The organism is Mediterranea sp. An20 (assembly GCF_002160055.1).
Taxonomy (GTDB): Bacteria; Bacteroidota; Bacteroidia; order Bacteroidales; family Bacteroidaceae; genus Bacteroides; species Bacteroides avicola.
Genome location: NZ_NFJV01000008.1, coordinates 96343 through 110124 on the forward strand (window position 1 = coordinate 96343; position 13782 = coordinate 110124).

Here is a 13782-nt window from a genome sequence, read left to right on the forward strand (position 1 = left end):
CAACATCTTATGCATCACTGACATTATGGAAAAAAGACAGATAAAAGCCCTGTTTCTGGACATAGACGGCACACTGGTCAGCTTCCAGACCCACTGCATCCCAACCTCTGCCGTCGAGGCCATCGCCGCTGCCCGTCGCCACGGTGTAAAAGTATTCATCGCCACGGGACGCGCTCCAGGCTTCATCAACAATCTGGGGGCGTTGCAGGACCGCGAACTGATAGACGGCTACGTCACGATGAACGGTGGCTACTGCTACGTGGGTGGTGTGGTCATCCACAAGCAAGTAATTCCTGCCCCGGAAGTGAAGGTAATCCTGGACTATTGCGAGGCACACCATATCACCTGCACCGTAGTAGACGAGCACCGTATCTGTGCCTGCTACCCCAGCGAGACCTTGCGGCAGGTATTCGTAGAGTACCTGCACGCCAAAGAGGTGCCAGCCGTAACCCCGACCGAAGCCCTGCAGCTCATCCCGGATGTGTGCCAGTTGTCTCCTTTCTTCGACGAGAAGCAGGAACAGGAGGTCCGCCCCTTTCTGCCCAACTGCGAGATTGGACGCTGGCATCCTGCCTTCGTTGATGTCTCTGCACTGGGTTGCAACAAGCAACTGGGCATCGACCTGATGTGCCGCCACTTCGGTATCGATGTGGCAGACACCATGGCCTTCGGCGACGGGGGCAATGACATCCCCATGCTGCGCCACGCGGGTATCGGCGTGGCCATGGGCAATGCCAATGACCCGGTGAAAGCCGAAGCTGACTATGTGACGGACACCGTGGACCGGGACGGCATCGCCAAGGCCCTGCAACACTTCGAACTCGTATGACCGCCTTCCAACCCGACACCGCCAATCGGGAGTTCCGTCAGGCATTGGAACTCATCAAATACACCCGCCAGTCGCTTTTCCTGACGGGCAAGGCAGGCACGGGCAAATCGACCTTTCTGCGGTACATCTGCGACAACGTGAAGAAGAAGCACGTCGTCCTGGCGCCGACCGGCATCGCCGCCATCAATGCCGGAGGCAGCACGCTGCACAGCTTCTTCCGTTTGCCTTTCCACCCCCTGCTGCCCGACGACCCCAACCTGAGCCTCCAGCGCGGACGCATCCATCAGTTCTTGCGTTATACCAAGGAACACCGCAAGTTGTTGGAGGAACTGGAACTGATTATCATCGACGAAATCTCGATGGTGCGTGCTGACATCATCGATGCCGTCGACCGCATTCTCCGCGTCTATTCCCACAACTTGCGTGAACCTTTCGGCGGCAAGCAATTGCTGCTGGTAGGCGATGTCTACCAGCTGGAACCAGTAGTGAAGAGCGACGAACGCGAAATACTGAACCGCTTCTACCCCAACCCCTTCTTCTTCTCGGCGCGGGTATTCGGACAAATTGACTTGGTGTCTATCGAACTGCAGAAGGTGTACCGGCAAAGCGACCCGACGTTTGTTGGTGTATTGGACCACATCCGCAATGCCAACCTGACCCAGACCGACCTACAGGTACTGAATGCCCGCTGCGGCACACAGATAGAAGATTCGGAGGCAGACATGTATATCACCCTTGCCACACGCCGCGACACCGTGGACTACATCAACGAACGCAAGCTGGACGAACTGCCGGGAGAACCGGTCGTTTTCAAGGGGAAAGTGACGGGCGACTTTCCAGAAAGCAGTCTGCCCACCACTCGCGACCTCGAACTGAAGCCCGGTGCACAGATTATCTTCGTCAAGAACGACCCTGAACACCGCTGGGTGAACGGTACCATCGGTGTAGTAAGCGGATTCGACGAAGAGCAACGCATCCTCTACATCATTACCGACGACGGACACGAATGCGACGTGCGGCCGGAGTCGTGGAGGAACATCCGCTACAAATACAACGAAGAGAAAAAAGAAATAGAAGAAGAAGTGCTGGGCACATTTACCCAGTTTCCCGTACGCCTGGCCTGGGCCATCACCGTCCACAAGAGCCAGGGGCTGACCTTCAGCCGGGTAGTGATAGACCTGACGGGCGGTGTATTTGCCGGCGGGCAGACCTATGTAGCGCTGAGCCGCTGCACCTCGCTGGAAGGCATGCAACTGCGACAGCCCATCCAGCCTGCCGACGTGTTCGTGCGTCCGGAAATCACCCAGTTCGCCCGGCGGTTCAACAACCCACAAGCCATCGACCGCGCCCTGAAGCAGGCTGAAGCCGACATCCGCTATGCCGCAGCCACCCGCGCTTTCGACCAAGGCGACTTCGATGCCTTCCTGACCGAGTTTTTCAAAGCCATACACGCCCGCTACGACATCGAAAAGCCTGTCGCCCAACGCCTCATCCGCCGCAAGCTGAACATCATCAACCGCCTCCGCGAAGACAACATGCGCCTGCGGCGGGAAGCGGTAGAAAAGGAAAAGACGCTGGTAAAATATGCCCGCGAATACATCCAGATGGGCGATGAATGCCTGACCCTGGGCATGAAAGAAGCCGCCATGCGCAATTACGAAAAAGCAGTGGCACTCTGTCCAAAGTTCCGCGAAGCATGGACTAAGATAAAGAAACTGGACAAGGAAATGAAAAAGGAGAATCAGTGAAATGAAAAGACTTTGGTTAGTACTACTATTTGGGGCATGTGCCCTCACTGCGACAGCCCGGTCTGCGGAAGACAGTCTGTCACTGCGCCTGTTCCAATATGCTCAGGCAGCCCAGCGCTTCGGGCTGTCACTGCCACAAGAGAAAGTCAGCCTGCACTTCGACAATACCAGCTACTATCAGGGCGACGACATCTGGTTTCAGTGCTACATCGTCACCCCCGAACGCAACCGCCCCACATCCCTGAGCAAGACATTGTATGTGGAACTGCTCAATCCGGGCGGAGAAATCGTCGCCACCCGCATTCTCCCCATCCGCAACGGGCGCTGCCACGGCAATTTCTCGTTGACGCAACTGCCTTTCTACGCCGGCTTCTACGAAGTAAGAGCCTACACGAAATATATGCTGAACTTCGGCGAAGACTGCATTTTCTCGCGCATCCTTCCCGTATTTGAAAAGCCGGAAACGCCGGGCGACTATGCTCAAAAGGAAATCCACCCTTACACCGTTTATAAATATCCCCGGATACGGAAACAGCCCAAGAAAGGCAAAAAGCTGAACCTGAAGTTCTATCCCGAAGGAGGCTATATGGTAGAGGGATTGCCCGCCCGCATCGCCTTCGAAGCCACAGACGCGTGGGGTAATCCGGTGGATATAACCGGAAAGATTATAAACAGTGAAAAGGATTCTCTCTTTGCCTTCGCCAGCCTGCACGAAGGACGGGGCGTGTTCAGCTACACACCGGGAGAGAAAGAAGTCCGGGCTGTGGTGCAATGGGAAGGAAAAACGTATCGTTTCGACCTTCCGGAGGTGCAACCCACGGGTATCAGCTTCGGCGTGGACAATCTGGCATCGGCCGACAGCATCGGCATCCGCTTGCAGAAACACCGGCAGATGGCAGACGACATGGCAGGACTGGCCATCCTGTGCCGGGGACAGTTGCACCGTTTCTACCTATTGGACCTGAACGACGGAAGCGAGCCCCTGCACTTCAACCTCAGCCGGCACGGCATGCCCGTGGGAGTAGCGCAGGCTGTGGTCTTCAACAGCGACGGACACATTCTGGCAGACCGTCTGTTCTTTACCGGACGGCCGGACACCGTGTGCATAACGGCTCAGACCGACAGGGCTTCTTACCTTCCATACGATTCCATCGGCTTGGAAATCTGCCTGCAAGACACGATGGGCAACCCGCTCCGTGCCCCGATGTCCGTATCGGTACGCGATGGGAAGGACGAGGTGGAAGAACGGCATTCGCTGCTGACCGACCTCCTGCTGATGTCGGAAATCAAAGGCTATGTCCGGCATCCTGCCTGGTATTTCGAAGCAGACGACGAACTGCACCGCCGTGCTCTGGACCACTTGCTGATGGTGCAAGGCTGGCGGCGCTACGACTGGGAACAGCAAGCCGGCGTCACTCCGTTTGAACTGAAAAACCGACCCGAACAGGGCATTGAAGTACACGGCAAAGTCGTTTCCATGGTGCAAAGCAAACCGAAGGCCGACATGGACATCACCGTCCTGATGAAACGCGACACCCTCGGAAACGACAGTAGCCAAACGTTGTTCAGCAGTCTGGTTTCAGACAGTTTAGGACGCTTCCGGTTATGCACCGACGTGAAAGGGCGTTGGGACCTGATACTTTCTGTCACCAAAAACGGGAAGAAGAAAGACCACCGCATCGTGCTCGACCGCGTGTTCAGTCCGTCTCCCAAGACCTATCCGCTGGCCGAAATGCAAATAGAGACCGTTCAAGAAGAGGTGTTGACGCCCGATTCATTGAATGCGATACCGGAAGAGTTGGATTTCGACCGTATCATTAATGCTTATGAAGACTCGTTGCGCCAAACCGGACAGACCGAAAAGATACACCGTCTGGACGAAGTCGTGGTGACAACCAAAAAGCGCGACCGCACTCACGATGTATATGAAGCGCGCCGGAAATCGGTGGCATACTACGATGTGGCTTCCGAAATAGACGACATACTGGACCGCAACAAGTTCATCGGCGATGACATTCATGAACTGCTGACGAACATGAACTCCAACTTCAGCAAGATAATAGCACCGGGAGGAAGGGAGTATTTACGGTATAAGTGGAAGCAGATTCTCTTTGTCATCAACTATGAACGGACATACCTTGATGAAATGAGTGCCAACAAATACCGCCTGCTGACACTGGAATCTATTAAATCAATCTACATCAGCGAAGATTTGCAGACCATCCTGCAATATGCCGACCCCAAGCTGTCTCCTTTTGACATTCTTGATCTTTACGGCTGTGCCGTCCTGATAGAAACTTACCCCGAAGCCGAGATTCCCGCCCGGGCCGCCAAAGGGGTGCGCAAAACGCACCTGGAAGGCTACAGCCAGGTGAAGGAATTCTATCAGCCCGACTACCGCGTATTGCCTCCACAGGCCGACGACTACCGCCGCACGCTGTACTGGAACCCTGAAGTAGTGCCCGACAAAGACGGCCGCGCCCGGCTCCGCTTCTTCAACAACAGCCGTTGCAGCAAGCCGCGCATCACCATTGAAACGCTGACAGGAAACGGACAAATCGGTGTCCTGCAGCAGGCATCCCGATAAAGCGGCACGCACTTAAGCCGCAGTTTATATATATGAAGCAAATTTCCAAGGGCTCCGGAGCAAACGCACAAGGGCTTGGAAATTTGCTTCATATATATAAGCGGGATTTCTCCCATTATTTTTTATTCAGACCAGCCGATATTGCGGAAAGTTTCCTATCTTTGCTGTCATTAACCTCTATACCCAAAAGAAAGGACGAATTATGAACACCTCTCTCCCACTTTTACCGGACAATTATCTCCGACAATTACTTGCACTAAGCGATGAAGTCAAGTTGTTCATCATCAACAGGCTCTCTGCCAGCCTGCTGTCCGCTGAAGGAAAAACGGAGGAACCGCAGAGCCATGAAGCTTCCACCGCCGAATGGATAGACTCCCTCTCTGTTAAAGGCGGGGAACCAGTTCCTGAAGACGTGAATGATATACAATCCCTGATTGAAGCCAAATATGCAAAATGAAAGTTTTTATTGATACCAATATTTTAGTGGACTTAGTTTGCGACAGGGAAGAATTTGTAGAAGCCGCCCGAAAAATCTTCACGCTCGGATATGAGAAGAAAATCACTTTGGTGCTTTCACCGCTGTCTTACATCAATACGTTTTATATCGGCAAAAAATATAAAAAGCCAGAATATGCCTTGATTGTAGCCCTCCAGAAAATAGAGAGTTTCACTGAAACGGCGAACTTCACCGAATCCTCCATGCGAAAAAGCCTTTATGCTGATTGGAAAGATCTGGAAGATGCCAGTCAATACTATGCAGCCATGGAGGCCGGTGTAGACGGAATCATCACCCGCAACCCCAAAGACTTTGCCAAGGCAATCATACCGATATGGCAACCGCAAGACTTTCTTGCATTATCTCCCGATTATTTCTGAAACAGCCAGCCGATATTGCGGAAAGTTTCCTATCTTTGTCGAAAATCATCCCATGGCCCTATGCTACTAAAACTTTACAACAAGAACAACGATCCCGACGACCTGCAGCACATTGTCGACCTGCTGAACGACGGCGGTCTGCTCATCTATCCCACCGACTCGAAATACGCCATCGGTTGCCACGGACTGAAAGAACGCGCCATCGAACGCATTTGCCGCCTCAAAGGCATCGACCCGAAGAAGAACAACCTGTCCATCATCTGCTACGACTTGGCTGCCATCAGCGAATATGCCAAAGTAGACAACAATACTTTCAAACTGATGAAACGCAACCTGCCCGGACCTTTCACTTTCATACTGAACGGTACTACGCGACTGCCCAAAATATTCCGCAACCGCAAGGAGGTGGGCATCCGCATGCCGGACAATCCCATTATCCGCGAAATAGCCCGACTGCTGGATGCTCCTATCATGACGGCTACCCTGCCCCACGACGAAGACGACGACCCGGAATATACCACCGACCCGGAACTGATTGACGAGAAATACGGCAGCTTGGTCGACTTGGTCATCGACGGAGGTATCGGCGGACTGGATGGCTCAACCATAGTGGATTGCACGGGCGATGAGCCGACCATCGTGCGGCAAGGGGCAGGCATCCTGCAAGAATAACCCGCCGGAGGATGAACAACCGGGGGCTGTTGTGCGTTAACTTTTCATTATTCAAATATTTATCCGATGATGAAAACAGTACTCAACTTATTATTCGCAACAGCAGCCCTGCTGTTATCCTTTCCTACCAGTGCCTGTACAGGCATCACGCTGAAAAGTAAAGACGGACATACCGTAGTGGCACGCACCATTGAATGGGGCGGAAGCGACCTCAACAGCCAGTATGTCATTGTGCCGCGCGGCTACCGCCAGCAATCACTCCTGCCCGGCGGACAGACGGACGGAATGACGTTCGACGCACGCTATGGCTATGTAGGCCTCGCCGTGGAACAGGAACAATTCGTGGCCGAAGGACTGAACGAAGCTGGCTTGTCTGCCGGACTGTTCTATTTCCCTGCCTACGGAAAATATGAGACCTACGACCCCGCCGAAAAGGCATCGACTGTGGCCGACCTGCAAGTGGTGGCGTGGCTGCTCGGCGAATGTGCCACAGTGGACGAGGTGAAAGCCGCCGTGAAGAAAGTACACGTCGTGCAGATTGACCCGCGCGCTTCCACCGTACACTGGCGGTTTACCGACCGCACAGGAAGACAGATTGTGCTGGAAATCGTGAATGGCGGCGAACTGCGCTTCTACGAGAACACACTTGGCGTGCTGACCAATTCACCCGACCTGCCTTGGCACCTGACAAACCTGAACAACTATGTCAACCTTTTCCCCGGACCGGCACCGGCACAACAATTAGGCAGCATAGAATTGAAACAGTTCGGTGCGGGCAGCGGTTTCCTTGGATTACCGGGCGACGTAACGCCCCCTTCACGCTTTGTGCGTGCCGCGTTCTACCAGACCAGCGCCCCGCAGCAGGACACGGCCGGAAAGACTGTCCTGCAAAGTTTCCAGATACTGAACAACTTCGACATCCCCGTGGGTATTGAGTTTGCCGGAGGCAAGGTGCCAGCCGACATCCCCAGTGCCACACAATGGACATCGGCTACCGACATGATGGGCGGGTGCATCTATTTCCGCACCATGTACGACAGCCGCATCCGTTGCATCGACCTCAACGGGATAGACTTTTCCCAAACACGCTACCAGGCTGTAGCGATGGACACGGTCAGGCAGCAGCCGGTAGAAAAGGTGATAATTCATTAAAGACAAGCGTCGTACCAGGCGGGTGCTTACCGGTATATCCTTTTCCGGCAGGCACCTGCCGCTACTTCACCCGTTTCATTACCCTCTCCCATCTGACTTTGCCGTTACGGTCTACCGACTTCCACACCCATCGGGCACGACCCACGATGTAAGGCTCGGGCAGCAGTCCCCAGTAACGCGAATCCTGCGAGTTCATGGCTCTGTCGCCTGCCACAAAGTAATAGTTCTCCCGAAATGTGTAATGGGTAATCAGGCTGTCACCCAACCGGACCTGCCCCGTACTATCTGTATGTAACTGTTTCTTCTGCTCCCAGCTTACCAAAGTGCGGTAAAGGCGACACGTTGTGCTGTCCATCCTTACAGTCTGACCCTTCCGGGGCACTGCCAGAGGCCCGAAGTTCTTCACCGTCCAACCCAGTTTCCTGTCCCACGGATAAGTTTCCATCTGCACGCCTCGTACGCCGCTATCCGGCAATTGGGCAATCTCCGCCTGCGCCACCTGGTTTCCCAACGGTTCCTCCACGCCGGGAATGTGGTAGAAACCTCCGCGAATCTCTACCGTATCGCCCGGCACGGCAATGCAGCGCTTGACGTAATACTTCATTACATCGAACGCAATGCTGTCCCAACGCCCGGCTACCCCGTAGGGGAAGTTGAACACCAACACATCGCCCCGTTGGAAGTCCCGCCAGCCCGGCATACGCCAGATGCTGATATCTTTCTTTTCCAGCGCATCGAACACATTGAACAGACGCGCGCCCCCCGACAGTTTATCCACCAGGATGCGGTCGCCCGGCACCAGCGTAGGTATCATGGATTTGGAAGGTATCCGGAAAGAGGTCAAAACAAACAGTTGCAACACGACGTATGCTATCACCAGCAGGCAGAGCCAAAAACACACATCGACCAGGCGGTCCAGGCACCAAAGGATACAACGTACCCACTTCGGACGACGACAGCCTCCGTCAGCAGGGACATCACCAGCGGGAAGCTCCTGCTTGCATCTGATATTCCATATTTTCTTCACCAGATTATTCATTTTTCCGGCATTCACTTCTACCTTAATCTTTCAGCCAAACATAACCAGTACCGCCCATCAGGTAGGCAGGCACTTATGTAACATGAATCTGGCACATACAGTACCCACTGCAACATGTAAACAATCGGTCCAATGTTTCCAGCGGACAAAGTTACGAATATCTGTTATATGTGACAGATGATTTGGCAAGAAAATTCGGATTCCTTACCAATCTCCCCCCCGAAGGGAAGCCGAAGTTACAGGAGGTTATCATAAGCATTTCCTCATCGAAAGGAGTTGAGGAAAATTAAGTTATCCCCACCGAATAGAACACTCGTTATAAACAATCGTTAGATTAAAGCCCTACATCCGTCAAATACTACTTATACGTATTCAATTATATATAAAACATTTAAAAATCAAACAACCGAATAGATTTGACTATAAAACATTGTATGCAGTAACAAAAACATCAACCATCATATAACAACTAATATAAAATATCTCTATCTTTGCAGTGGAATTCATTGTAGGTACTTCACAAGACCAATGCTGATAATACCAGTGAACCATACCACAAAGGTGCATAACCGAAAAACAGATAAGAAAGATTTCTTATAATTCCTAATCATATGAAAACAAAAAAACGATTGATTACAATCATGATGGCACTTTTTTTTGGATTTAATGCCATCGGTGCAAACTATAGGGCCATCTATGATTTTGAATATACGAAAGACAGTATCAATTCAATCATAGAAAAAGACATTCTGTATCTGGAAATAGCAGAAAAAGGATCTTTCTGTTTCAGTTATCATACATATTACTCAGATTCCCTGTGGAACACGCCCAATGGACGGGCCGTTTGGGGACAACTCTTCTCGGCCGCCATCGCGAAGGATGGCACCAATGCGACTTCTTTTCCTTATAAACGCAGCACGTTTATGGTAACCAAACGTTATGCGTCTGACACCCTGCGTATAAAGGATGTCATCGACCAAGATATTTATGAATATGACACCTTCAAGAGTGAGTTCCATTGGCAGCTGTGTGATTCCACAAAGAATATCAATGGCTTTGAAGCCTACAAAGCCACTTGTTGTTATCATGGCAGGGAATGGACGGTTTGGTTCTCGCCCGACATTCCCTTTAGCGACGGGCCTTGGGTGTTCTGCGGTCTCCCCGGGCTTATTCTCGAAGCATACGACAGGGACAATTTGTTTTCCTTCCATCTGGAGGGACTGACCTCCAATCCAGACCCCAAAAAGGATTGGCTGGACGAGGGGAAAAAGACTGACCGGATTTCATTCCTGCGGAAGGATTATCAATATCGGAAAAACCTCACGCGGATTTTTAATGCGGAAATGGGGACAAATGTTCCGGAAAATAAGAATGATACCCGTTATTTAGATGGGTTAGAACCTGATTTCAAACAATAAAGGAGGAAGCAGCCATGAGATACGTCAGTTTGTTTGTATTACTTTTCGTGACATCAAATGTGATGGCACAGATAATAGAAGACAAGGAACCCGCCATTTTGGAAGTACATTATATGAAAACTTCGGTAGCGGACACGTTGGAAAACCGGAGTTATACAGACCCTATAACTTTGAGGGTTGGTAAGACTTCAGCTATGTTTTACCCTCCTAAAAGGATGTGGGTAGATTCACTATTGCAAACGAACTTTGAGCTTCATGAGAAACTCCACAGGGAAATGAATCCACCCGGTCAGATAGAATACAAGCCGCTGGGAGGTATGGAATGTGAATACCTGTTTCGCAATATCAACGATGGTGAAACGATGGTTTACCGAAAGATGGGAGGTGAAGCCTATTCGTACACGGAACCCACGGAAATGCCCGTATGGCAAATTCAGTCGGAAACGAAAGAACTCTTGGGGTATAGCTGTCAGCTTGCCACGTGCGATTTTAGAGGACGCACATGGTGTGCATGGTTTTCAACCGACATACCTATCAATGAAGGGCCTTGGAAACTGTTCGGGTTGCCCGGTCTTGTCTTGGAAGCATGGGATAGTAAAAAGCATTATGCCTACAAGGCAGTCGGACTTTACACCAAAAATCTGCTTCCTGTGGGTATAAGACTATATAATATTAGTGGTAAACCTTATAAATTAAAATCCAGACAAGCATATCTCCAGAAAATGTATAAAGAATATATTCAGGGCGATTTCGCATTCAAAATGAGTGCCTTGCATGGCAATGGCTCGCAAAAAGCTCCTTATGTCTCACAATATGATTATCAAGAAAGAGACTATCCGCATAAGTAAACGGAAATAAAAAACAAACCATTTTGATATGAGGCTACTATTAACAATCCTATTAGCAATGACAATATGGCTGGACTGCTTTGCGGGTAATCCAGTTACCGGTACTGTCGTCCAGGCTTCCGACCAATCTCCGATAGCGGGTGCCAATGTCCTTTTGAAAAACGCTGAAGGGAAGTTATTGGCCTACGGAGTGAGTGATGCCAACGGGCAGTTCTCCATCATGCCGCCCTCGACAAGTGAAAATCTTACCATTCATGTCACCATAATGGGATACCGTACCTATTCCACCCCCTTGGTGCTTGATGGCAATCCTCTCGTAATAAGGATGGAAGAAGGGGCTTTCCAATTGCAGGAGGTAACCGTCAAGGCCGACCGTATCCGGGAGAGCGGGGACACGATAACCTATAATGTGGGCAGCTTTGCCCAAAAGCAAGACCGGAGCATAGGTGATGTGTTGAAACGTATGCCCGGCATTGACGTGGCCAACAATGGGAAAATTCAATATCAAGGCATAGACATCAATAAGTTCTACATCGAGGGCAACGACCTCTTGGGCGGGAAATACGGCATCGCAACAAACGGTATCGCTTACGATGACATCGGTGCCGTGGAGGTCATGGAGAACCATCAGCCCATGCAGGTGCTCCGCGGACTGAGTTTCTCAGACCAGGCAGCTATCAACCTGAAGATGAAGAACAGCGCAAAAGCGACTTTTCTTGTTCACGGGACATTGGGTGGCGGCTGGTCTGAACAGCCGCAAGGTGCGCTCTGGCAAGGGGACATCTTTACCATGATGGTCACGGGGAAGTACCAGATGATAACTACGCTGAAAGGAAACAACACCGGGCTGAACCTCTCCGATGAGCTTTTGGACTTCACTTCTGATAAATCGGATGAGGAATTAGACGGGTATATAGCTTTGTCCACTCCAGCTACCCCCAACTTGCAACGGAACAGGAGTTACTTCAACCGTTCGTGGATGGTGTCTTCCAGCCACCTCCTCAAAACAAAAAACGGAGGCGAGTTTAAAGCCCAGATAGACTATCTCAATGACCGTGTCTCTGCGCAGGGAGCAAGTACGACGACCTATTTCCTGGAGTCCGGGGACCAAATCGTTCTCGAAGACAAGAGCTCACTCTCGCACCGCAATGCGGTGGCTGGGAAGTTTTCATACGAAATCAATGAAAAGACCTATTTCCTTAACAACACCTTGTCGGCTGATTTTTCATGGAATGATTTGACGCTGAACACCACAGGGTCGTTGCCCAACACCCAGTCGGCCTGGATGCCGGAATATGCGGTGAGTAATCTGTTGAAAGTCATCAAGCGTTTCGGCAACAACAAACTGGTCACCTTCACCAGCCGTAACGAATGGAACTCCCTGCCCGAGAAGCTGACCGTCACCCATGAAGGGCAGGATTACGGACAAAAGATAAAGCAACATGCTTTCTACACGGATGAGAGAGCCTCGTTGGGCTTTGTATTCAACAAGGTGCTCCTGTCTTTGGAAGCCGGTGTGTCCGGATATTTTAGGAATCTGGATACCAACCTGTTTGGGGTGGATAGGATGGATGTAACAGAGACTGAAGCATTAACTACCGATTATTTACGCGTTTTCGCCTCTCCCAAATTCGAATGGAGCTACAAGAAACTGGAACTCACGTTGAATCTTCCGGTCAACCTGTATTCCTATTTCTTCTCCGGAGCCATGGGCAACCGCACGGAGTTCTTCCTGTCTCCTTCGTTGGCGGCAAGGTTCCGCCTTACGCCCCGAATGTCGCTCACTTTGCGTGGAAGCGCCCGGCGTTCTCCCGCCTCTTTGCATGATATCCACGATTCTTCCATACTTACCGATTACCGATCGTTCAGTGCCGGAGTGGATGATTACTACACCTCGTCCGGACAGTCTCTTTCCGCTACCTACAGCTATCGGAATGCTCCAAGCGGGATATTCGTGATGGCCATGGGCAGCTACGGATGGAATAAATCCAAGTTCGGAACGGTGCAGAACGTGGTCGGTGATTATGTGTTCCACTCCTATCAGTCACAACCGTCGGACTCGCGCAATGCGATGGCTTTTTTCAACGCAAGCAAGACCCTTGATTTCATGCGAGGTGCCATCGGTTTGAAAGGAATCTACAGCAGAATGGAAAACTGTCTGTTGTCTCAAGGACTGCCTACCGATTACCGCCATGATTCTTTCTCCCTGTCGCCTTCCATAAACGGAAACATATCCACCTGCCTGAACTGGAACTTCCGGTTTACATGGGATAAATCCCGGCTGAAAATTTCAGATATGCCGGATCGCAATTCCAATAATTACATCTATTCGGGAAGTGTGACGCTCACGCCCTGCTCTTTGATAACCTGGACAACCGGAGGCGAATATTACCGCAATCAGATTGAGGCGGGACGCTATAAGGAGATGTTTATGCTGGACACCAAACTGACGTTCAACATCAGCAAACGCATGGAGGTATCTGCTTCAGCTACAAACTTACTCAACAGAAAGGAGTATAGCTATACCTCGTATGGGACCGTATCGCAGTATGAGCGTTCAAGCAAACTCCGTGGGCGTGAATTCCTGATTTCAATATACCTTAAAAAGTGACG

General features: G+C 51.1%; 11 protein-coding genes. 10 read left to right on the forward strand and 1 reads right to left on the reverse strand.

Annotation, left to right across the window (positions count from 1 at the left end; genetic code table 11):
* Positions 1 to 25: 25 nt before the first annotated feature.
* The 7 genes from B5F34_RS06440 (at position 26) to B5F34_RS06470 (ending at position 7864) form a co-directional block, all read left to right on the forward strand.
* A complete protein-coding gene (locus B5F34_RS06440; protein ID WP_087336281.1) occupies positions 26 to 829 on the forward strand; it encodes a Cof-type HAD-IIB family hydrolase in 804 nt (267 codons plus the stop codon).
* Positions 826 to 2577, forward strand: a complete 1752-nt coding sequence (locus tag B5F34_RS06445; protein WP_087336283.1) for an AAA family ATPase — start codon at positions 826 to 828, stop codon at positions 2575 to 2577. The genes B5F34_RS06440 and B5F34_RS06445 overlap by 4 nt, the downstream gene beginning before the upstream one ends.
* Before the next feature lies 1 nt (position 2578).
* Positions 2579 to 5164 carry a hypothetical protein gene (locus B5F34_RS06450; protein WP_087336285.1) on the forward strand — a complete coding sequence of 862 codons (2586 nt, stop codon included), beginning with the start codon at positions 2579 to 2581 and terminating at the stop codon, positions 5162 to 5164.
* Positions 5165 to 5366: 202 nt separating this feature from the next.
* Complete coding sequence (locus tag B5F34_RS06455; protein WP_087336287.1) at positions 5367 to 5621, forward strand: hypothetical protein; 255 nt, start codon at positions 5367 to 5369, stop codon at positions 5619 to 5621.
* The gene (locus tag B5F34_RS06460; RefSeq protein ID WP_087336289.1) at positions 5618 to 6040 is read left to right on the forward strand and encodes a PIN domain-containing protein; all 423 of its coding nucleotides are present in this window, start codon (positions 5618 to 5620) and stop codon (positions 6038 to 6040) included. The genes B5F34_RS06455 and B5F34_RS06460 overlap by 4 nt, the downstream gene beginning before the upstream one ends.
* A 60-nt stretch (positions 6041 to 6100) precedes the next feature.
* Entirely contained in the window at positions 6101 to 6712 is a 612-nt protein-coding gene (locus tag B5F34_RS06465) for an L-threonylcarbamoyladenylate synthase (protein WP_087336291.1), read from the forward strand.
* 69 nt (positions 6713 to 6781) lie between these two features.
* Complete coding sequence (locus B5F34_RS06470; protein WP_087336352.1) at positions 6782 to 7864, forward strand: choloylglycine hydrolase family protein; 1083 nt, start codon at positions 6782 to 6784, stop codon at positions 7862 to 7864.
* A gap of 61 nt (positions 7865 to 7925) precedes the next feature.
* Here the strand turns inward: B5F34_RS06470 and lepB are convergent, their stop codons facing one another.
* The gene (gene lepB, locus B5F34_RS06475) at positions 7926 to 8903 is read right to left on the reverse strand and encodes a signal peptidase I (RefSeq protein WP_087336354.1); all 978 of its coding nucleotides are present in this window, start codon (positions 8901 to 8903) and stop codon (positions 7926 to 7928) included.
* Between the two features lie 611 nt (positions 8904 to 9514).
* On the opposite strand from lepB, the gene B5F34_RS06480 reads away from it, so the two are divergent.
* Genes B5F34_RS06480 through B5F34_RS06490 form a run of 3 tightly spaced genes read left to right on the forward strand, consistent with a single transcriptional unit; the run spans position 9515 to position 13780 of the window.
* Positions 9515 to 10321: a GLPGLI family protein gene (locus tag B5F34_RS06480; RefSeq protein WP_087336293.1), complete on the forward strand. Its 807-nt coding sequence runs from the start codon at positions 9515 to 9517 to the stop codon at positions 10319 to 10321.
* A gap of 14 nt (positions 10322 to 10335) precedes the next feature.
* Positions 10336 to 11169, forward strand: coding sequence for a GLPGLI family protein (locus B5F34_RS06485; protein WP_087336295.1), 834 nt, complete (start codon positions 10336 to 10338; stop codon positions 11167 to 11169).
* Positions 11170 to 11227: 58 nt separating this feature from the next.
* A complete protein-coding gene (locus tag B5F34_RS06490; RefSeq protein ID WP_162609295.1) occupies positions 11228 to 13780 on the forward strand; it encodes a carboxypeptidase-like regulatory domain-containing protein in 2553 nt (850 codons plus the stop codon).
* Positions 13781 to 13782: the final 2 nt, after the last annotated feature.